General features: G+C 57.3%; 8 protein-coding genes. 7 read left to right on the plus strand and 1 reads right to left on the minus strand.

What is annotated here, in order from left to right:
- Positions 1-57: 57 nt before the first annotated feature.
- Positions 58-4,221: an MSCRAMM family protein gene (locus tag WA225_RS01880; protein WP_422606647.1), complete on the minus strand. Its 4,164-nt coding sequence runs from the start codon at positions 4,219-4,221 to the stop codon at positions 58-60.
- 502 nt (positions 4,222-4,723) lie between these two features.
- Here WA225_RS01880 and WA225_RS01885 point away from each other — a divergent pair.
- From WA225_RS01885 to WA225_RS01915, 7 genes are all read left to right on the plus strand, one after another.
- The gene (locus WA225_RS01885; protein ID WP_422606648.1) at positions 4,724-8,338 is read left to right on the plus strand and encodes a Tc toxin subunit A; all 3,615 of its coding nucleotides are present in this window, start codon (positions 4,724-4,726) and stop codon (positions 8,336-8,338) included.
- A gap of 9 nt (positions 8,339-8,347) precedes the next feature.
- Positions 8,348-12,595, plus strand: coding sequence for a neuraminidase-like domain-containing protein (locus WA225_RS01890; protein ID WP_422606649.1), 4,248 nt, complete (start codon positions 8,348-8,350; stop codon positions 12,593-12,595).
- Complete coding sequence (locus WA225_RS01895) at positions 12,478-13,179, plus strand: hypothetical protein (RefSeq protein WP_422606671.1); 702 nt, start codon at positions 12,478-12,480, stop codon at positions 13,177-13,179. Before WA225_RS01890 ends, WA225_RS01895 begins: the two co-directional genes overlap by 118 nt.
- Complete coding sequence (locus WA225_RS01900) at positions 13,176-17,795, plus strand: SpvB/TcaC N-terminal domain-containing protein (RefSeq protein ID WP_422606650.1); 4,620 nt, start codon at positions 13,176-13,178, stop codon at positions 17,793-17,795. Before WA225_RS01895 ends, WA225_RS01900 begins: the two co-directional genes overlap by 4 nt.
- Entirely contained in the window at positions 17,792-20,623 is a 2,832-nt protein-coding gene (locus tag WA225_RS01905) for an RHS repeat domain-containing protein (protein ID WP_422606651.1), read from the plus strand. The genes WA225_RS01900 and WA225_RS01905 overlap by 4 nt, the downstream gene beginning before the upstream one ends.
- 219 nt (positions 20,624-20,842) lie before the next feature.
- On the plus strand, positions 20,843-22,168 hold the full coding sequence (locus WA225_RS01910) for an OprD family porin (protein ID WP_422606652.1): 1,326 nt from the start codon (positions 20,843-20,845) through the stop codon (positions 22,166-22,168).
- Between the two features lie 179 nt (positions 22,169-22,347).
- Positions 22,348-23,535, plus strand: coding sequence for an acyltransferase family protein (locus WA225_RS01915; RefSeq protein WP_422606653.1), 1,188 nt, complete (start codon positions 22,348-22,350; stop codon positions 23,533-23,535).
- The last annotated feature ends 88 nt before the right edge of the window (positions 23,536-23,623 follow it).

Here is a 23,623-nt window from a genome sequence, read left to right on the forward strand (position 1 = left end):
TTTTTATTGCCGGATCAGCTCAGCCACCCGCCACATGACCCGCATACAGCGGTTTAATCAGGGCTTCACAATGCTGCCGTCATAGCGGTTAACAATGGTCAACGTTGGAATGTCGCCATCGTATTGAACATACAACCAACCCTTTTCATCTGTTTTACGCGGCGTGGGCTGCCCGTGGGGGAACAGGACCGTCACCGAAACATCAACTGCGGGCCGGTCCGTGAACGTTGACGCCGCCCGAATGCCATACCTGCCAAGGCCGCCCGACTGTGTGGGTCCGTACTTTTCAATAATTTTGACTTTGTTATGCCCTAGCGACATGGGTAACGCCAGAGACTGGAAGTCCAGCGCCTGCCCCTTCAACCACACGGCAAAGTCACCTGCCTGGGTGCTGTTGGCGCAATTCAACGTCCAGTTCAAGCCGTTTTCGCCCAGAGTTTGTGGGGTACTCGGGCTCACCGTGACGCCAAGGGCTGCCGCTTGCGGGCTCAACGCCAAAACCATTTCCGCGCCCAGTAAAGGACTGTGTCGCATGGGACGTACGCCAATCACATGCGTCGCCCCCAGGCACGGATAGGCCGGATCGCCGCCGAGAATCTGCGCGAACCCATCAAAATCGACCTCCAGCGCTTCGGCAAAGTCTCCCGCTTCCACGCGTCCCGGCAGTTGCCAGTCGGGCAGCACCGGGCTGGTCAGGTTCAAACCGAAGAAGCCACTGCTGTCCTCGTTAGCAAAAATGTACCAATGCACCGATCGCGCATCGTCTATCACCTGCGGCGCGCCCAACGCTGGAGAAAAGCCAAGTTCACCTTTTGCAACGCCCCACGGATTGTGCAAGGTCACCGTGGAGCCAATCAAAACACTGCCGCCGTTGACCCTGAGTTCCAGCTTATAGGCCTTGTCCCCTCCCCCTAACAGCACAAGGTCGCCGTCGGCCAGGTCAACCGGCTTATCGTCCAGATACAGCCCGGCTTGCTGCGCCCACGCGTCGCGCGACAACGCTGTCACCTCGTAGAGGTGCGTCATGGCAATACCGTCGTTGGCATCGGTGATATCGGCCATCACTTGATGTGTTTCGACCGTGGCCGGCGTGTAGAGATATCGAGCCCAACCATCCCGACCGGTCGACGTCGTTGCCAGCAACGTCTGCTCGGGTTGGAGGCGCCATTCAACCTCCACCCCTTCGACCAGCACCCCCGTCTCGCCGGACGCCACTTGAACACGTAACAATACGCTTTGCCCGGAGCCCACCACCGGGTTACCCAGTACCGGGCCGGCATCGTTGATACTGTAACGAAGATCGTAAACGGTAAAGCTGCGGGGTGATGTCCACTCGGAGTACTCACCGTCGAGTTCCTGCTGCGCTTCAACGGTGTAAGTTGCCGTCCCCCATGGCTCCTTCGGACTCCAGGTCCAGTTTGACATGCCGTCGATGATGTCAATCATGGATTCATCCGTATGGCGCAGATGTATCGTTCCTCCGGTTGTGCCTGTGCCTGTGATCCTGAAACTTTGCGAGGTACCGCTACCCTCTGTCGGAGTCCGAATGACAGGTGTTTTCGGAACTTCAGCCGCCCTGACCGTGAATAGATGTGGCGCGCTCCAGTTGGACTCCAATCCACTGTGCAGCTGTTTTACCTCGAGGCTGGTCAGACCGGGCACCAACGATGTAGCGACCACAAACTGCAGAATTCCGTCGGCGTCCGCATGCGCCTCATGAAGTGTTTCAGCTTCTTCCAGGCGCACGGTAATCAATGCATCGGGGTGGCCGGTGACCTTGATGGTCGGACGTGAAGAGGTGATCGTACCGGTCACCGGCAGGTTGAACCGAGGCGCATCCGGTTGATCCTCCAAGACCACAAAAAACCTGCACTCATCACTCGGATCTGAGTCGATACCGCTGACCGTCTGCACCACCTTGACCGTATTATCGCCGGCAGCCCAATCAGCTTTCGGTGTGAAGGTGCGAGCAGTCCCGTCGCCGGAGAAACCGCCCTCCACCGGTTGGTTTTTTTCGTCGAGCATCTGCAGGGTGACGGTACCGGACCAGACGCCGCTGATTGTCAGCGCTTCTCTTGCAGCAGCCGGGACAGGCGGCGGCGCGATACTCGGTGCAGTGGGTTTCGCTGTAACACTGACCCATGCGCTTGCATCGGAGTCCACACCGTCCACCGTCTGCACGACCTTGACCTTTGTGATGCCCGGCGCCCAGTCAGCCTTCGGTGTGAAAATACGGGTCGTCGCGGTGCCTGAGAAACCGCCCTCCACCGGTTGGTTTTTTTCGTCGAGCATCCGCAGGGTGACGGTACCGGACGCTATGCCGCTGACTTTCAGCGCCTCTCTGGGCGCAGAGGGGATTGGCGGCGGCTCGATGACCGGTTGGAACGGTTTGATGAAAAACTCAACAACCGCAGTCGCATCGGAGGTTTGCCCATTCAGCGACTGCAACGCTTTGAGATTTTTTCGGCCAGGTGCCCAGGTATACTCGAATTGCCATACGTTGCCGCTGTAAGTCATTGTGCCGTTCAGCACGTTTCCGGCAGCGTCTTGCACTGTTACGGTCGCCTCACCGACACGGCTTCCTTCCACCATGACATTGGCGAGGTGAGTAGTATCCGGCAGAGGCTTTGTAATCATCGGTTTGGGGGGGTTGAGGATAAAATCCTTGTCCATCGCCCAGTCCGAGTAGTACCCGCCCACCTGCTGTTTTGCAGTAATCGTGTACTTACCGACCGGCAAAGCTGTGTTGTGGGTTATCGCCCAGTCACCATGGGCCATGAGCGTTTTACCTGTTAGATAACCTCCATTCGAGATCCAGATCTCAAGCGTTGCACCGACGTACCCACCGGTACCCACAATAGTGGTTTTCATATCGGCTGAGACGTCGACGGAAGTGATGCTCGGTTTGGGGGGCTTGACGATAAAATCCTTGTCCATCGCCCACTCCGAGTAGTACCCGCCCACCTGCTGTTTTGCAGTAATCGTGTACTTACCGACCGGCAAAGCTGTGTTGTGGGTTATCGCCCAGTCACCATGGGCCATGAGCGTTTTACCTGTTAGATAAGCTCCATTCGAGATCCAGATCTCAAGCGTTGCACCGACGTACCCACCGGTACCCACAATGGTGGCTTTCATATCGGCTGATACGTCGACGGAAGTGATGATCGGTTGGGGCGGCTTTACAATAAAATCTTTAACGATCGCCCAATCCGAGTAGTACCCGCCCACCTGCTGTCTCGCAGTGATGGTGTACTCACCGGGGTGCATGGCGATGTTGTGGGCTAGCGCCCAGTCACCATTGGCGATGAGCGTTTTACCTGTTAGATAAGCTCCATTCGAGATCCAGATCTCAAGGGTTGCACCGGCAAACCCGCCTGACCCGCTGAAAGTCGGCTTTCCATCGTTTGAGACTTCAACGGAAGCGATGACTGGCTCGAACAAGACAGTAAAACTTACGGGGTTCGCCCAATCGGAGATATAACCTCTCAAGGTTTGTTGCGCGGTCATCCGGAAAGGATTGGCCATCCACAAAGGCTCTGTCAGCGTAGTCGTCCAGTAACCGTTATTGGGAACTTTCTCCACTGTAGCGAAAACTATGTCGCCAACATCTTGTTGATAGAGCTTGACCGTCGCGCCAGGAGCGCCCGTTCCCGTTAATGTCGGTCTGGGTGTCTTTACCAATTGCGGATTGTCAATCGTCGGCGCTACAAGGGAAAAGGGGATTTCAACTCTAACGGAAGCCGAGGAATCGCCAATTCCAGGCTGATCAAATATATATTTGAAAAACACAAATGCCGTGTTTCGATTACCGCCAACTGACCCCCCCCCTTTCTGCAGATCATGCCACTGCCCATCTTGTATGGCGTCATCATTGGTGAGTTCCCTCACGCCCCAGGCCTCTGCCGAGCCGAAATCAATAAAAACATTCCCCTTGGTTCGCCCATTATTACCCGCTCGGTATCGCTTCGCAGAACAAAAAAAGGTGGAGCCGCTAGGACTAAAGGAGTATTCAACATCCAGCGAGGCCGACCACGGCCCCGGACCTGAGTAACGCACTTGCAACACCGCCCTGGCAAATACGCCTTCCTCTCTCTGTTCAAGTTCAACGATCTGAAAATCTTCTGCTGAAACCTCAATGAAGCATTCTTTCTCGACGTTGTGGGTCCCATCATCCGACATCTCAGTGACACTGTTTTTCATCACACAATCATATTTATTCATTTCTTTTTCTCGACACTTTGTGAGTTCCAAACAACTGATGCGCTTGCATCGCTCAACCACCCAGATATAAAAAATACTCACGACGGAGTTGCAGATCACGTTTGCCCATCGCAATTCGGAGCTGATCCAAAAGAAAAATCTTTACTGAAAGTCAAAAGCTTTTTTGAAAAATATGCCTGCACGAAATATCGGCAACTTGCCCCTTGATTCGAACTAAAAAAACACTAAATCCTGCGACAGCTCCCGACAACTGTCATTTCTGACAGTCAGCTAGATTAATAAGACGTTACCCAAGGAAACTTCCAGTCTTCTCGACATAAGTCCTCTCGAGAAAAACCAACATCCGAGCATAAAAAAAATAAAATCAGATCAATTAGTTCTAAAAAACCACCTCCCACCTGTCAGGTCTGACAGGTTACGCCGCGCCCGAATATCGCTAGTTTGATCCTGCCGGGCATTGCCTTCATCGATGCCCCCTTTTTCCGGCTGGAGAACTTCCGTCATGGTCGATGACAACCACTCGCTGATGAACGCGCTTATCAAAACCGATCAAGTGTTAAAAAAACGGCGGGGAGACTTTTCGACGGCCATGCAAAAGATGGGCTTGAGCTCCGTCTTCGATATCGTCCGTCTGCCCAAGTCAGCATTCGCGCGACAGCTCGCCAGATTCAGTGACGCCAACGCTGAACTGGCCTACGACAATGCCATGGGTTACGCGGCGCTGATTGCGCGTTTGTACAGGGAACACAAGACCTCCTCCGGTGGTTTCCAGGCACTTGGCCAACGCAGCGGCGTGCGCGCACTCGTTCCTGCCGGGCCCTCCTTTCCCAATCTGTTCGAGGAAAACTGGGACGAGTTCTGCAAGGTCGGCGCCATAGCCGCCATCGATTCACCCGTGGCCTACCTCAGTGCGCTCAGGGTGTTTATTCAGCAACTGGAAGCCACCGGGAGCGCCGACATTGCCCCGCAACGCGTCTTGATCGACAAGCGCCGCCCGGACCTCAAAAGCCTGCTGATCACCCAGGAAAGCACTTTCACTCCCCGACCAATGCTGGAAATCGTCAACGACGTATTGGGCAGTAATCTGCGCAACTATCTGGAAAATATCCCGGCAGATAGAAACAAGCCCACTCACCAAGTGTTGACGGAACGGCGCTACCCTTTCCAATTGCCGTACAACTTCTATCACCATCAATGCCAACTGGGCCTGGCAGACAAAAAACCGCGACTGGGCGAGCTGAACTACCGCGCCAGCCTGCTGCTGCCAATCGAACAGAAAGCAACCAACCGTTACGGCGTCGTGCAGCAACCCACGCTGCAGGCACAACGGCTATTGTCCGGGCTGAGCCCACAGCAACAGGCGTTGCTGATCGAACCTTCGGTATTCAGCAATTTTTATCTGAACCGTAATGACTTGATTAATGGCTGGAGGAGCGCCGGGAACACTTTTCTTCACCCACACTCACTGTTGAGCGAATGTTTTCTATTGCCTGAGGGGCAGGAAGGTATCGGCGTCGCGGTTCCCCAGGCGAATGCACCTGTCACCGGGGCGACAGGGACCAATAAAGTATCGGTGACGTTTACCGAGCACGGTACCCCCACCCACAATGCGAGCGTGGAGCTGTCACTGGCCTCTGCCACACCTGGAAACATTACGGGCCGGTGGTTACTGAACAGTAAACATAACGCTGGCGCACGGATCATCACCTCCTTCATTCAGGCCAGCGGCGCACTCCCCGACCCCACGAATACCGGTCTCACCGCTCACTTCAATCTGCTTGTTTGCGACGGCGCTGCCCCTGCGAAGAGCCTCGCTCGCCAGCGCGTCACCGTTACCCTTGATGATTCATACAACCTCACCGCAGCGGAACAAGCGTTTTTCAAACAATCCTACGGAGTCGTCGTTACGGACAATTCGCCGTTGTGGCAGATAACCCGACTCACCGACTTCATGCAGCACACAGGCCTCAATGCTGAACAGGTCGAAATGCTCCTGTGTCGCCGCACGCATGCGGTGCGATTGTCCGCCAACTGCCCCAGCTCCAACCCGCAACATGCCGGCGTGCCGATCGCCGACGATGCAATGGTATTGCCGTTTCCCCACCCGAATCACTACGGTGCCTGCTACATCAATGGCACCGGAACGGGCGGCGATCTGTACGACGGCCAGCACCCACCCAGCCCCGAATCAATCATCCGCGATCAGTTCGATAACGCCATGGACCTGGAGCAAGGGACGCCGGGCAGTACGAAGCAGTGGCACCTGACCAAAACGTCACTCGATCGTCTCGACCGCCTGCAGCGGATGGTCCGATTGCAACGCTGGTGCCAGATTCCCTTTGCCCAACTGGACACCCTCATCCTGAGCGCCATGCGCGCCGAAGGCGAAAGCAATCTCGGGATGGAGCTCAATGAAAATACCCTGCGCGCATTGGGGGTTTATCGCCACCTGAACCAGCGCTACGGGATTGCGCCAGAGGAATTCGCGGCACTGATGCACAATCTCACACCCTATGCCAGTGGCAAGGATGAGCTGCCGTTGTTCGATCAGGTGTTCAACCGCGTGCAATTATTCGACACGCCGCTGATCCTCGACCAAACGGCAATCAGCTTGACCGCCACTGATGCCGCCACGCAGAAAACCCTGTTGCAATGGTGTGCCGGCCTTGGGCTGCAACCGACCGAAGACTCGCTGCTGTTGATTGCCAAACGGACCCAAACTCACGTAGGTGCACTCAAGCGCGACCTGGCCACCGTCTCGTCGCTCTACCGTCAGGCGCGGATTGCCCGACTTTTCAATTACACAGTCGATGAGCTGCTGACGCTGGCGTTACTGCTCGGCGGCCACAACTACCAAAGTCTACTGGCCAGCGGCCGTCTGAGCCCGGTGGCAGACAAGCCGACGCCGGACATCCTCGATGTGCTGATGCAGCTGGACTGGGCCGTCGAGTGGCTCAAGGACAGTCAACAGACGGTTGCCCAATTGCAACAACGGCTGGGGCCATACATTCCTGTGCTGGCAGAGGCGCCGGATGGCGGCCCGCAAGTTACAGCAGCCGCAGCCGCGCCGCCCTCCGATGACCTACTCAATCGTCTGGCCATTTTGCATGACGACACGATTAGAAACTGTGTGACGGCGCAGGAGGTCGCGTTACTGGGGTTGCCGTTGTACGACGATCTCCCTGCCTCTGCGGGAGCACTCGAGTGGTTTGCCTTGTTGATCGGACACAAGCTGCTTAATGCGTCAGGCCTGTTAATGGAACTTGATCGTCCACTGAGTCCGGCTGATGAACCGACCACTTGGCCGGTGGCTGAAATTGACAAACTGGTCGACCCGCTACGGCTGAAAGAACCGGTCAAAGTCATCTGTAAAGCGAAGCTGGTCGAACTCTTGCTCAAGGCGCAGGTGCGACAAACACAACTGCTCGAAAGTTTGTTCCAGGACACCGCCAAACTTGCGCCGGAGCGCTGTGTAGCGGTCCTCTCCTGGGCCAACACCTCGGTCTACAGCCTGCTGATCGACGCGCTGAAGCAGCCGCCCGCCAGCGATCTGATCGAGCAGTTTCTGAACGTATCCTGCCATGCCGAAATTGCCGTCCACCTGCGCTTGAGCGACAGCGCATTACGCCTGTTTCTGGTCAATCGAGAATGGCTGAGCGGTGACGAATACGAGATTACCAATAGCCAGCCCTCGCTCTCGGATCTGTACCTGTTCGAACGTTTCAGTCACTGGTTCCACAACCAGAGCCAATCGGAAGACAGCGTGTTGAGCTACTTCAGCATGGCCAATCCCGCCCCGGCCAAACTGAAAAACAAGGCGTTGCGCGACACAGTCAACGACGCAGCCAACGGGGCCTTGGCACGGTTGCTGGGATGGTCGGCAACGGAGGTCACCGCCCTGACCGACACCCTCCCTGCCAAACGTGCCACCTCCATGGTGCACGTGGACTGGGTTCGCCGTTGCCAAGCCAGTTGCGTGGCCAGCGGACTCTCCGCCAAAGCGCTATTGCAGGCCACCCAATTGCATGCCGCAAGTTCGCTGGACAACTGGAAAGCCGTCGGGGAAGCGGTCATGGCCGCCAGCCATGCCGCTGATTCAACACTGGCCAATGGTTAAGGAACGATCATGACAACTGCCTTCGACGCCCCACTGAATGAGTCATTGCGTGATGCGATGCTCGCGCTATATCTGCACGAAGCCGTGCCCAACGATCCGGACCTGATCGAGCTCGGCCTTGCCGGGCAGATCAAGACCGCCAATGACCTTTATGAGTACTGGTTGCTGGATGTGCTGGTCAGCCAGAATGTACCCACCAGCCCCGTGGCGTGTGCCATTGCCAGCCACCAGCAACTGATCAACGGCATCATGTTGAACATGGAGCCCGGTTACAGCGATCACAGCCTCACTGCCGGTCAGATGAAGACCTGGCGCGACGGCCTGAATCGTTACCCGATCTGGGCCGCTACCCAGCAACTGCACTACTTTCCGGACATTTATCTCGATCCGACCCTGCGGCTGACCAAGACCGACAGTTTCGAGCAACTGGAGAGCGACCTCAACCAGGCACAGATTCAGCCCGATACCGTGCAGGCTGCGGTGCTCGCTTATCTGGGGCGCTTCGAAGAAATCGCCAACCTCAAAGTCTGCAACGGTTATATCGACGGCGAAGACTTTGCCAACAGCACTTATTACTTCATCGGCAAATCCCCTGCCGAAAACACCTACTACTGGCGCGCCCTGGACATGCGTCAGCGCCCGGCGAAAGCGCCCGCAGCAACCCCAGGCGTCAACTCGATAAAATACGACAAGCCCCTGCCCAATGCCTGGACCGACTGGCAACGCGCCAATGTGCCGATCTCGGAAAAAGCCATCGAGCACACGATCCGGCCGTGCTGGTTCAATAATCGCTTGTTCGTGATCTGGGCCGAACTGGAACTTCAGGATCAGACTGCGATGGCCCCCGAGACCATCGAGGGCAAAGCCGCAAACACTGTCAACATTTACCCGCGCTTGCGCCTGTACGCCAGTTACCAGAAATACGATGACAGCTGGAGTACGCCTCGGGTCTACATCGAAAGCTACTGTAAAACGCTCGACAGCACGAAAACGCCGGATCAGCTGTTGCGAGAAACACAGACCATCGCTGTCTATGATCACTCAACCTCCCCCGAGTCGATGTTTATTGCGCTGTACTCTAACTATGTTCCGGACAAAGCGGACGATAGCGGCAATAAAGACAGTTACGATTTCTTAAGAACCCTGCGTATCGACAAGAACTTCAAAGTATCGGAACTCTTTCCACTTTCCGGCGCTGTCATTCAGGCAGTCAAAAAGCAGAAAGTACAGAATACTGCCGAAGACGGCGACGGCATGGCACATGTGCAATCAATCGGCCGGTTATTTGCCAAGCTTAACGCGGGTTGCTTCCAGTACTGGTTGCCCACCGGCACACCGCAGTTCGGTAGTGTAGAAATACCCAACACTTATCCAGAAACCCCACTGTCACTGTGGAACTTCGACAACTTACAGTCAAATATCAAGGACAGCAGAAAAGACCAGGAACTGGTCTACGACCGCGACCATGCCAATATCAAATTGATCGTTAAACAAGAGAGAGAATTTCCAGCGACGCTGCGCACAGAAATCGTTTTCGTTATAAAAAACGATCCCATTATAAATTTGACATTGGTTTACCTGGAGGGCGATCTCGGGGGCAGTTACGTTACGTTGTTGGAGGGCTCCACTATAAAGGCCAGCAACACCGCTTTGCTTGATGTGGAAAATGGGACATTCGCGATTACGGTGAAATCCAATAGCCACAGCCTGATTGCCAACCCGGGTGACGGCACTAAGTTTTCTGTAGAGCGCACCGCCAAGGGCGAAAGTTCATCATTGGAAGGCAAGGCTCTTCTGATCCAGAGTCTTGAACATCTATATTTGCGAAAGCATACAGTTGAGCTGAAGCGGATATCACCCGGCGCTGCAGCCATAAAATTTGATGGCTATGACTACTACCGAGGCCGAGTGGGTTATCAACAAGTGGTCATGCACCCACGAGACGTCATAAGCGAAGCATTGCCAGAAACGTGGGAGGACGTGCAAGCGATCTACAGCTCTTCGATTGTTAATAGTCTGTCGAAGGACTCGACACTTCAGGTGACTTTTTCGATTGACCAAAACACATTCCGGCCAGATGGCTGGGAAGTCGTTGCCTGGCCTGATGAACCAAAGGACGTCACGATTCCATTGATCTATGGCGTATTGGTTTACCACTCAACCTTGGCCACCTGGAGTTTAAAGGGGGGGGCTCTTAAAGCGCTGAGGCTGACCTGGGGGCAACTCCTGATTACAACACACCGGACCGCTCCACAAATCAACACCGAATTCGACAGTCAATCGCTCGGCACCGCCCAATTTATCGATTTCTCCGGCTCTGATATTGAGCAGACCGATAGTATTGATAAGAAGAGGAACGCCCCGCGTGCCCCCATTCGCATGAATACAGTGTTTGCCAGAACATTGATCAATCTTGCCGAGAACGGCATGGGACCGCTGCTAAGTTGGGAAACTCAGACGAGTCGGATAGAACCACCGTTTTCCAAGGATTTCGGCCCGGAGTCCATGGATTTCTCCGGCGCGTTTTATTTGTATTTCCTTGAGTTGTTCCTGTATTTGCCCTGGCTGGTAGCTCACCGTTTGAACGAAGAACAACAATACGACGAGGCCAGACACTGGCTGTCGTATGTCTTCGACCCTTCACGTCAAAGCAGCGATCCCGGTCATCCCGGTTACTGGCAAGCGGTGCCACTGGAAAACCCTGTCTGGCCCGGTCCGGCCGACCCCAGTCAGGCCATTCTGTACCCCGATGACCCGCACCAGATTGCTCTGAGTTTTCCGGTGCATTTTCAGAAGGCCCTGTACGGCCTGTATATCGATATCGAGAGTAATCAGGCGGACCAGGCCTATCGCGAACTGACTCCCGATGGGCTGGCAGACGCCAAGTTGCGTTACGTGCACATCATGGACTTGCTGGGGCCTCGCGCGGATGTCCGCCAGGTTGACGATTGGACGCCCATCCAGCTCGATGCATTGAGTTCGACCGCGAATGCCGCACTGCGTGAGTTCGAAGCACGACTGGTCAGCACTCAACACGAACAGCGCGAACAGCCGCCGCTGCGCATCGGCAAAGCGCCGGACTCGGAGGTCGCACCGTTGCTGTGCCTGCGGCCTTACAGCGCTGACTCATCGCTTTCGACTGTCGACAATCAGTACCTGCGCCGCCCCTTCAACCCCGAACTGATCCAGCGCTGGGAACGGACCGAAAGCCGGCTGTACAACTTGCGGCATCATCTGGACATGGCGGGCAATCCACTGAACCTGCCCTTGTTCGCCGCACCACTGGACCCGCGTGCCCTGCTCGCCGCTTGGGGGCAGGGATTGTCGGGGGCGGCCCTCAGCCGCCTGTTGAGCCCGCAGATTGCACATTACCGTTTCACCTTCATGTTCGCGCTGGCGCAGAACGCGGTCGACAGCGTGATCCAGTTCGGCGCGACGCTGTTGTCGTTGATCGAACGCAAAGAACAGGCGCAATACCTTGAGCTGCAACAGCAACAGGCGTGGAATCTGGCGAAGGTGGCAGTTGATATACAGATTCAGGCCACGAAAATTGATGAAAAAAACCAGGCGGCTCTGCAAGCCAGCCAGGCAATCATCGAGGCACGCGTCAGCTATTACGAGAAATTGTTGAACGAAGGTGTGAGCGCCCTGGAAATTGAGGCTGGAGGGAATAACTTCCTGGGCGGCGCGATTCAAGCCGCGGCGTACGCGGTTGAGACATATGCCGAGTCGGCAAAAGGCGCTCCTAACATTATCGGCTTTGCGGTAGGTGGCCAGCGTATCGAAGCGCCAGCTGCCAGTGTCGTGTCCATGCTGAAGGGAGCGTCGTCAGTGTTGTCCACCCGCGGCCAGCTCATGGACCGTATCGAACAATACCGCCGCCGCGCTCAGGAATGGACCCAGGCCCACGAGCAGGCAAAACTTGAAGCCGAACAAATCCAGGCGCAACTCGCCGTTTACGAAGAACAACACAAAGCCACTCGACTGCAACTGCGCCAGGCACAAACCGCACTCAACCAGGCCCGGGCCAGCCACGACTTCCTGCTCAGCAGCAACCGCTTCAGCCGCTCCCAGACCTACGACTGGCTCAACAGCAAATTCGCCGGCTTCTACCACAGCGCCTCAGCACCGCTCAATCGCTGTGCCAGGCGGCTGAAGCCTGCTGGCAGTACGAGATGGGCGACTTCACTCAGACCTTCATTCGCCCCGGCGCATGGAACGCCACCTACCGTGGCCTTGGCGCCGGTGAAGAGCTGAAGATGAACCTGCAGCGGATGCACGCCGAGTATTTGAAAAACAACAAGCGCGAGCTGGAGATCCGCAAAACCGTCTCGCTCAAGGACCTGAAGGACAAGGATAAAGACTCCAACATCAACCGAAGCTGGGACGTCATCAAGGAAGGATTGCAGACCACCGGCACCTGCGAATTCGAACTGACGCAACAGATGTTCGACGATGACTACAAAGATCAAAAACACTACCTGCGCCGGATCAAGACCATCACCGTGACCCTGCCCGTCAGCCTCGGCCCCTACCAGGACATCTGCGCCGTGCTGACGCAGAGCTACAGCAAGGTTGAAATGGCCGCCACCGTCGGCACCGCCAAAGAGAATCTGCGCGCCAGCCAACAGATCGCCCTCTCCCACGGCACCGACGACAATGGCCAGTTCCAGCTCAACTTCCAGGATGAACGCTACCTGCCATTCGAATACACCGGGGCGATTTCACGCTGGAGCCTGACCTTCCCCAACCACGAAGCCCAGGCGGCGATGCTCAAATCCCTCAACGACGTCATCGTCCATGTGAGCTACACGGCCAGACGCGAGGGAGGTTCACTATGAACGAGCAGTCGCAACAATCGACGATGCCAATCAACACCCCGGCCCTGCCGAAAATGGGCGGTGCCATTCAAAGCATCGGCAAGGGCTGGGGCGGCGTTGGCACCAAAGGCTCCGCGTCGCTGGATCTGCCCCTGCCGATTTCTCCCGGTCGCGGCTTTGCCCCTGCACAAGGGGTGAGTTACAGCAGCGACACCGGCAACAGCGCATTCGGGATCGGCTGGCGGACGACAGACAATGCCATCACCGTGCGCACCACCAAAGGCGTACCGACTTACGACGGCACTGATCAGGTGGTGGGACCCGGCGGCGATGTCTGGATGCCCGAACGCAACGACAGTGACGGTGAACTGATCTTTCGCACGGCCAGCACCTACAACGGCGAGCCACTGGCGCGTAGCTACAGGGTGGTACGCCACTGGCCGCGAATCGAAGGTGAATTCGCCCTGATCGAGCATTGGTCGACTGACGCTGACCGTGCAGGTTTCTGGCTGATCCACGGCGCGGAAGGCTCTCTGCATGTGTACGGCACCACGCCGGAATCACGTCGGGTCGACCCGCTGCATCCGCAACACGTCGGCGTCTGGCTGCTCGACGAAAGCCTCAACACGCGCGGTGAGCACATTGTTTACCAATACAAGGCCGAAACGGACCTGCCCGCAGCGCCGCAGTGGCACGACTACCGTGCCCAGCGCTATCTCAAACGCATTTGCTACGGCAACGCCAAGGCCTGCCCGCACTTGTTCGCGTGGGAGACCGACAGCTGGAAAAAAGAGCAATGGCACTTTCATCTGATTTTTGACTATGGCGAACGCAGTAGCGATCTGGAACAGCTACCGACATTCGCCGAACAACAGCCATGGGCCGAACGCGATGACCCGTTCTGGATCTACGCCTATGGTTTCGCGCTGGGCACCCGACGCCTGTGTCGACAAGTGCTGATGTTTCATCACTTCCCCCTGGAGTTGGGGGAAACGCCAGTCCTGGTGCAACGCCTGTTGCTGCAACACCGGCAAAGTCCGCTGGGATACAACCACCTGACGGCAGCCCATCTGCAGGCTTACGATGCCCTGGGGCAAATCGAAAGTCGCCCGCCGATGGAGTTCAGCTACAACGCGTTCGAACTGGACCCGACGCATCAAGGCTGGACGGCCTTCCCGGACATGCCCGGGCTCAATGACGGCCAGCGCTATCAAATGGTCGACTTGTACGGCGAAGGCATGCCCGGCGTGTTGTCTCGTTACGACCAGGCCTGGTATTACCGCGAGCCGTTACGCGACGGCGAAACCGGTGGCGACGCCGTGTGCTACAGCGACTGGAAACGCCTGGAGCACATTCCGGTAGCCGACAGCAACAAACCGGTTCACCAGTCGCTTACCGACCTGACCGGTGACGGCAAGCTGGACTGGGTGTTCGCCATGCCGGGGATGCGCGGTTTTTTCACCCTCGACCCGGATCGCAACTGGTCCGGCTTCGTCCCCTTCGATGCGTTCCCCAATGAGTTTCTCCACCCGCAGGCGCAACTGACCGATCTGGTGGGTGGCGGCCTGAGCGATCTGGCACTGATCGGCACCCGCAGCGTGCGCCTGTACGCCAACCGTCGTGCCGCCGGGTTTGCCGACGGCATCGACGTACCGCATCTGGAAAAAAACGCCGAAGGTGATGACGACGAACTGCCGACCCTGAGCCATACCCAGACCGAACTGGTGGCGTTCGCGGACGTGCTCGGCAGCGGCCAGCAGCAATGGGTGCGCATCCGTCACAATGAAGTCAAATGCTGGCCTCACCTGGGCCGCGGGCGCTTTGGCAGGGGCTTTGTCCTGTGCACCTTGCCGTTCGCTGAAAGCGAATTCAATGCCGCCCGGGTGTTGCTCACAGACCTCGACGGCTCGGGAGCCGCCGACCTGATTTACCTGGAGCCTGATTGCCTGCGGGTGTTCATGAACCGCTGCGGCACCGTTTACGCGCAGACCGACGTCAAGCTGCCCTGGCCTGAAGGCGTGCGATACGACCGCCTCTGTCAGGTCAGCAGCGCCGACCTGCAAGGACTGGGTTGCGCCAGCCTGATCATCAGCGTGCCGCACATGAAAGCACGCCACTGGCGCTACGATTTCGTCAAGGCCAAGCCTTACTTGCTCAACCGTACCAGCAACAATATGGGCGCCAGTACGGGTGTGACCTATCGAAGCTCGGCACAGGAATGGCTGGATGAAAAACAGGAGCAGCACGCCCAGGGCATCGACAATCCTGTTTCCCGCCTGCCGTTTGCCCTGCACCTGGTCAGCCAGCAAACGCAGCTCGATGAAATCACCGGCAACCGACTGACCCAGCGCTTCACCTACCGTGGTGGCTATTACGACCGTTTCGAGCGTGAGTTCCAGGGTTTTCGCCTGCTCAAACAGACGGACACCGAAGCCACGGCGGCCGAGCGCGCAAGCGTCGGTTTCAGCGCGCCGATCCGCAGCATGACCTGGTTCCATACGGGCGACGCCATTGACCCTTCCCGGGACGGTTATTACGGCGGCGATTCATCAGCGGTCGACCTCAAACCCACGCTGCTGCACAACTACCACTTCAACGATCGCGCCGCACAGCCCTTGACGATGGCTGACGAAGACAGCACCCGCGAAATCGCCCGCGCGCTGAGTGGCAGAATGCTGCGCTCGGAAATCTACGCCGCCGATGACGACCCGACCGTTGCCGTTCCCTACACCGTTCAAGAAAACCGCGCACTGGTGCGGGTGCTACGTCCCAAAGGCCAGCACCAGCCCTATGCGGTACTTCAGCCTGTGGATCTGGAGTCGATCAGCTACCAGTATGAGCCAGCCATTGCCGACGACCCGTTATGCCAGCACCACATCAACCTTGAGTGGGACGAATACGGTGCCTGCGTGCATGCATTCGACATTCATTACGCACGTCGCAAAACCGTCACCGATCCGCCGCCGTTCAGTGATGAGTATCAGCAGAACTGGTGGAAAGATGCCCACGATGACGCACAGCAGCAGTGGTACCTGACGCAAACCAAATCACAGTCTATTCACCTCCCGGATCCAGAGGCATGGCGCCTGGGCCTGCCCTGGCAAAATCGCGGCAATGCCCTGGTGCTGGAAAAAGCCGCGCTGACCCCGGCCATGATTGACCATGACCAGGTCTTGGCGCTGAGCCAGGATGAGGGCGAATGGGCCAGACAATCGGTGCTGTCGGGTTTGTCCCGGCAGTACTACATGGCCCCTGAAAGCGGGGAGCCCCTTGAGCCGGGCCAGGCAACCTTCGAAGGCTTGCCCGCCCATATCGAAACAGCGGAGCTGGACGCTACGGCCCTGAGCGCTTACGACAAACTCAAGGACGATCAGGGCAACATGCCCTTCAACCTGAAGGAGAAACTCGAATCGCCTGAAGTCGGCTACCACATCATGCCGCTGTTCCTGCCCGAGGTGACGCAAGCACCGCCTGCAGACCCGGACGACGCCAAAAACTACCTGTGGTCAGTGCATCGAGGCTTCCCCACCTACCATCCTCTGAACAATTTCTACGCCATGCAGAAGTACCGTGAGACCCGAAGCCACGGTGAAACCCTGATCACCTACGACGCCAACGGTTTTTTGGTCACCGCCGTGACCTTGCCGGACGGTTGTACCACCCGCGCCCTCGACATTGATTACCGAACCCTACTGCCCGCCGTGATCGAGGATGCCAATCGCAATATTCAGGAGGCCCGGTACAACGCGTTCGGCGAACCGCTGGTCACCAGCTTTCACGGTACTGAACTGGGCGAACCGGCAGGCTTCGATTCGCTGCAAACCTACGTCCCGCCGCAGGACCGCGACCCGGCCATCGCCATCGCCGATCCGAAAACGGCAATCGGCAATTTCGCCTGCGCCGGGTTCTGGGACACCTTCAGCTGGATGGGGCGCATCTCGCGTACCTCGCCTCCCCCTGCCGAATGGCTGGCATGGGCCACAGCCGAAGGTTTCATTCTCCCCAGCGGGCACCTTTGCCAACGCGCCAGGCAGCATGTGGCCGGTCTGCAAAACCCCGCGCCGAACGAAACTTTACTCCTGCAGCAAATCGACGCGGCACAACGCGAACCGGTGCATTCCGTTGTTTTACTGGCCGACCGTTATCCCGGTGATCCCGAGATGCAGGTGCGAGTCAGCATTGCCTGCCTGGACGGTTTTGGTCGCACGCTGCAAACCAAACAGGAAGTCGAGCCGGGCAAGGCCTGGCGGGTAGATGAACACGGTGAGTTGATCCTCGACCCTGAGGGCAAACCGCAAGAGGCCGAAGTACCGCGCCGCTGGCGGGTCAGCGAACCCGTGGAGTACAACAACAAAGGCGAAAAAGTGCGGATCTATCGGCCCTACTTCGCCGATCAACCGCGCTACGTCAACGACCGCTCGATGCGTCGGCATGCCTTTTTCGATCAGCAGTTTTACGACGCGGCGGGCCGGCCGACTGAAACGGTGCTGGCCAAGAAAATGCTCCAGGGCAACCCGCCGGAACCGAAGCCGTTGCGCCGGCAGATCTGGTACTGGATCTGGTGCAACGTGACGTTTGATGAAAACGACCTGTTTGAACCGCCCCCGGAACAGCGGCCAAGAAATTGGTGGACATGAATCCGCACATCCATGTCCATACGCCACAACTGACCGCCATCGACAGCCGTGGTTTGCCGGTACGCCAAATAGACTATTGGCGAGTGGATGAACGGCAGCCCGAGGCGCGCATCACGGCTCAGCAGCATGCGGTTGCCGGACGCTGGGTGGCGCAGCGCGACCCCCGTTTGTTCATCGACGTTGCTGCACCCGCCAACCTCATCACCCGCTACTCTTTGTCGGGCCAGGTGCTGAGCAACGTCAGTGTCGATGCAGGGTGGCGCGTCAGTTTGTTGGGCGAAGCGAACCAGCCTTTGCACAGTTGGGATGGACGGGGCAGCCAACACACCACCGAGTACGACCAACAACTAAGACCACAGGCCTTGTTCGAACAGGCCCGCGATGGTCGGGCGCTGTGCGCGCAGCGTTATGCCTATGGCGGCAGCGATCCGCTCTTCGCCGCACATAACCAATGCGGGCAACTGATTCGCCACGATGACCCGGCGGGCACTCAGGTATTTAGCGAGTTCGGATTGAGCGGTGGGACGTTGGAGCAGACCCGGCATTTTCTGCGTGCATTGGACGGCCCCGACTGGCCCGCACTTGAAAGCGAGCGCGACGCGTTGCGCGAAACCGGCGCCGGCGCCACGAGCCGTTCGGTTTTCAATGCCCTGAGCGAAACCATTGAGCAGAGCGACGCCAAAGGTCACCGTCAGTTCTTCGCGCAAAACCTCGGCGGTCAATTACGTGAGGTGCGCCTGCAACTGGCGAACGACACCGTGCCGCGATCCCTGGTCAGCGCCATCCAGTACAACGCCCACGGCCAGACCGAACAGGAAACCGCCGGCAACGGCGTCATCACCGCGCTGGACTTCGCCCCCGAAGACGGCCGCCTGACCCGCCTGCAAGCCCGACGCGGCAACGACGTCCTGCAAGACTTGCGCTATGCCTATGACGCGGTGGGCAATGTGCTCAGCATTGAAGACGCCGCGCTGCCGATCCGTTACTTCGCCAACCAGCGCATCGAGCCGATCAACCGCTATGGGTATGACAGCCTTTATCAACTGATCAGGGCAACCGGATGGGAGGCTGGCGGTGCCAGTCAAGGTCCAATGTTTTCACCGTTTGACGATCCCGCCGCGATCGCGCAATACACCCAGACCTACCGCTATGACCGCGGCGGCAACCTGCTGGAGCTGACCCACAACGGCGCGCAACAGCACGGCCATCGCCTGCTCGCCGCCGCCCAAAGCAACCGCTGTCTGCCCGTGTTGAATGGCGTGGCGCCGGACGAAGACGATTTTCGCAACGGCTTCGATGCCAACGGCAATCTGCTCGCCCTGCAACCGGGGCAGTCTTTGCATTGGGATCTGCGCAACCAGTTGCGCGAAGTTCAACCGGTCGAACGTGACGGCGCGACTGACGACAACGAGCGCTACGTTTACGGCGCCGACGGCATGCGCCTGCGCAAAGTCCGGCAGACGCAAACCAACGCCCGGACGCTGATCGCGCAAGGGCGTTATCTGCCCAATCTGCAAATTCGCACCCACAGCGGCACGGGCGAAACGTTGCAGGTCATCAGTGTTCAGGCCGCACGCAGCAGCGTGCAGGTGTTGCACTGGGAATCCGAACCGCCCAAAGGCCTCGACAATGATCAACCGCGTTACAGCCTCAAAGACCATTTGGGGTCCTGCACGCTGGAACTCGACAGCGCCGGTCAAGTAATCAGTCATGAGCGTTATCACCCATTTGGCACCACCGCGTGGTTTGCCGGGCGTGGAGAAATCGAGGCGAGTTATAAAACCCTGCGCTATTCGGGTAAAGAGCGCGATGCGACGGGGCTTTATTACTATGGGTTCAGGTATTACGTGGCGTGGTTGCAGCGCTGGTTGAATCCGGATCCGGCGGATGATGTTGATGGGCTTAATCTGTACAAGTTCGTGAAGAACAATCCATCCAGCGGATACGACGTCCTAGGGTTGTTACATCAAGGGGCGAACGACGAGAACGAAGAAAAGGCCACAAAAGGAGAATATGACTACGCCGTAAAGTATCGAGGAAATACCGAAGCTTTAGCTGCCGGCGAAATTGAATTCTCCAAAACCAATGATGCGGCTTGGAAATTAAGCGCAACATTAATCAAAGACACCATCAAGTATCTGGAATCAGCAAGTCCGGATGGACTTGATGCATTTTTGGGAGGCAGCCGTACCGCTAAACTGGATTCAGGACTGACAGTTGCTAAATCCATGCTGCGGAGCTACAAGGCCATTTACGCAGAAATACCCAGATACCAGAAGGGCGGGGATCTTCGCGATCAGATCGTGTATGTGGAAAGCAGAGCCGACGTATTACTTGAAGAAAACGCCTTTGTCATTCGAGAGGACACGTATCGACGCATTTTCGTAACGGAGCTATTCAGGTCAAACAACGTCATTGGCAGAGCCAGAATTCTGATTCACGAACTGTCTCATCTCGCTGCGGACACGGAAGATCCGTTCGGGTATCCCGAAAGTCATTTTCACTATGGCACTTCTGAGAGGAAAACTGCCTCACAACTCCAGGAGTTACCAATCCACATCTCTAAAATTCATACTGAGTTAAGGAAGCATAACCCTTCCCCTGGTGAGTCGGAGCACCATCTGGCATCGAATGCCGATACGCTGGCCCTGTTTTCGCTCTTGATGTTGAGAGATAAGGACATGGTCAAAGGCCTAGCACGGTCTGTGGATCCCCACATAGAGGGGGCTCGTAAATCGACATCAGGAAATAGATTAGTGAATTTTCTGGGTTCACTCATGCTTGGCAAAAATCGCTGGCCATCGCTGGCCAACCGACCCGCACACTGACTCCGGGCCTCTCTGCGCGCACCGCTGCAACCTGTGGGAGCCTGCTCGCCCCCAAAGAGCTTCCCGCACATGACGAAATTGTAATTCCCTCATCACCTTGGCGTTATCCGCAGCTTGCAACGATGTGACCCGGCGACCATGCCGGCGGGCCCTGCTCCGCCGAATAATAAAACCCACGCCGACGCACGTTCCCGTTCTGCCGAACCCTAGGAGTGTTTGATGGTTAACAATTCAAAAATATCGCTGGTCGCTTTAGCGGTAGTGGTCGGCTCAGGGCCGTCCGTGGTGTTTGCAGAAGACAAGCCCGAAGGCTTTGTCGAAGGCAGCAGCCTGATGGTGCTCAACCGCAACTTCTACTTCAATCGTGATCATCGCAACGGCCAGTCCAGCCCGACCGGCAACGGTTATTCCGAAGCCTGGGCGCACGCGGTGATCAGCAAGTTCGAATCCGGTTTCACTCAAGGCACCGTCGGGATCGGTGTCGATGCATTTGCGATGATCGGGCTGAAACTCGACACCGGAGACGGGCGCAACGGTGGGCGCAGTTCGTTTGATGTGTTGCCGGTCAACAGCGACGGCGAGGCGCGGGACGAATACACCAAGGTCGGCGGCGCCGCGAAAATTCGGGCGTTCGATACGGTGGTCAAGGTCGGTGATGTGTTCCCGGCCAACCCGGTGGTCGCGGCAGGTGATTCGCGTTTGCTGCCGGAAAGCTTTCGCGGGGTGACGGCGAGCAACACCAGCATCGAAGGTCTGTCGGTGCAGGGTGGTCGATTGCATGCAATGAGCCAACCGGTGTCGAGCGACATGCGCGAGAACTTCGCGACGTTCTACGCAGGCCCGGTCAACTCGCCGTGGATCGCTTACGGCGGTGGCGATTATGTGCTGAACAAAAACCTCAGTTTCAGTCTGTACTCCAGTCGTCTCAAGGATGCGTGGAATCAGTATTACGCCGGCACGGCCTGGACCTATCCACTGTCCGATGATCTGTCGCTGTTCGGTGGGCTGAACTATTACAAGGCCGTCGATGAAGGCAAACAACTGCTCGGCGAGTTCGACAACAACATCTGGAGTGGCCGCGTCGGCGTCAAACTTGGTGCCCACTCGGTCGCCCTCTCCCACCAGCGCAACAACGGCAATGACGACTTCGATTACCTGCGCCAGTCCGACTCGATCTTCCTCGACAACTCCATCCAGTACAGCGACTTCAACTCACCGAAAGAGCGTTCGTGGATGGTCCGTTATGACCTCGACATGAACAGCTATGGCGTACCCGGTTTGTCGTTCATGACCCGCTACGCGCGCGGCACTGATGCCGACTATTCCAACGCCAATGCGGTGTACATGCGCCGCGATGCCGAAGGCGATCCGCTGACCGACCAGAAGCGCTGGGAACGCGATATCGAAGTCAAATACGTGGTGCAAAGCGGTTCGATGAAAGACCTCTCGCTACGTCTGCGCCAGGCCACCACTCGCGCCACGGCGTTCGAGTCGGACCTGGATGAAGTTCGGGTGATTATCGAGTATCCGCTGGCCATTCTCTGACTGATTGGTCGATACCCATTCACCTTTAGAAGCTCCTTGCTCCTTTGGTAAGAGGTGAATCTTTTGGCGTCCTTCGGGGCGCCTTTTTTTGCGTTGGAAAAAGCCATCGTTGCCTTGACCGAACCGCAGGCCACCTGCCATCTTCGCCTGCGCGGACAAACAACAATAATGAGGGACCGATGAGTAGCGGTAAAAACCTGGAAATCGAGTACTTGCGCGGGGCTGCTGTCGGCCTGACCTTCTTCAGCCATGTCACCATGATGCTGCCGTTCCATGCCGATACGCTGCTGAGGATGTTCTCGATTTTCATGCCGTGGACCGGAGTGGACCTGTTCTTCTGCATTTCCGGTTTCGTGGTGAGCAAGGCTTATCTGGACTACTTCGACAAGCACCGCGCGCAGGGTCAGTTTGGTCTGGCCGCCGCGTGTTTCTGGTTACGGCGCGCCTACCGTTTATTGCCTACAGCCTGGCTGTGGATCCTCATACCGCTGTGTTTCTCTCTCGTTTTCAACCAGTCGAACGCTTTCGGTTCGTGGTTCGACAACCTGCGCAGCTTCACCGCTGTGGCGACCTTCAGCGCTAACCTGGCACATGGTTACGGCTCACTATTGGCTTCCAGCCCGCACTACTGGAGCCTGGCGCTTGAGGAGCAGTTCTACTTCGTCTTGCCGTTTTTTCTGTTGTTTATCACGGCGCCGCGCTGGCGGGTCATTGCCCTGTTCGCGCTGATTGCCTTGCAGTTCGGTCTGGACCGCAACCCGTTCGGCACTCCGGCCAGCACCATGCTCACCAACTTCCGCCTCGACGCCATGCTCTGGGGAATTCTCCTGTGCCTGTTCAGCCGTAGCCGCCTCTATCAGCAGATAGAACCGCTCGGATTGGCTCAGGGGCAATTAAAACCGCTGCTGTGCACGCTGTTTCTGCTCTACATGCTCGGCGCCGTGGCCATCCAACTGATTGCCCTGCCGATTGCCGTGGGCATGGTCGCGATCGTCGCGGTCGTGATTGTCTGGCTGGCGAGTTACCAGAAAGGCTACATCTATTGCCCGCTGTTCATGCGCGGTTTCATGCAGTGGCTCGGCTCACGGTCGTATGGCCTGTACGTGATCCACGTGTTTACCAATCACCTGAGCACCGAAATCTGGACGCGGGTGGCAGCGAGTCAGGGCGTGCCGCTGGATGGGCGTTTTACCCTTGAGTTGATCGTCACGTCGGTGGTTGTGCTGGTGATCTTGAGTGAACTCAATTACCGCTTTATCGAAACGCCGCTGCGTCTGCGCGGCGCAGAGATTGCCCGACGCAAACTGAACCATGAGTCCGCGTCAGTGCCGGCCGTTGTGGATGCGGCGCCGTTGCCAGCCAAATAGCGCTCAGGCAGAAACGCGGCCCCTGCACAGGGCCGCGCTCCTTTGGTAAGAGGTGAATCTTTTGGCGTCCTTCAGGGCGCCTTTTTTT

This window comes from Pseudomonas sp. (assembly GCF_049300855.1).
Classification (GTDB): Bacteria; Pseudomonadota; Gammaproteobacteria; order Pseudomonadales; family Pseudomonadaceae; genus Aquipseudomonas.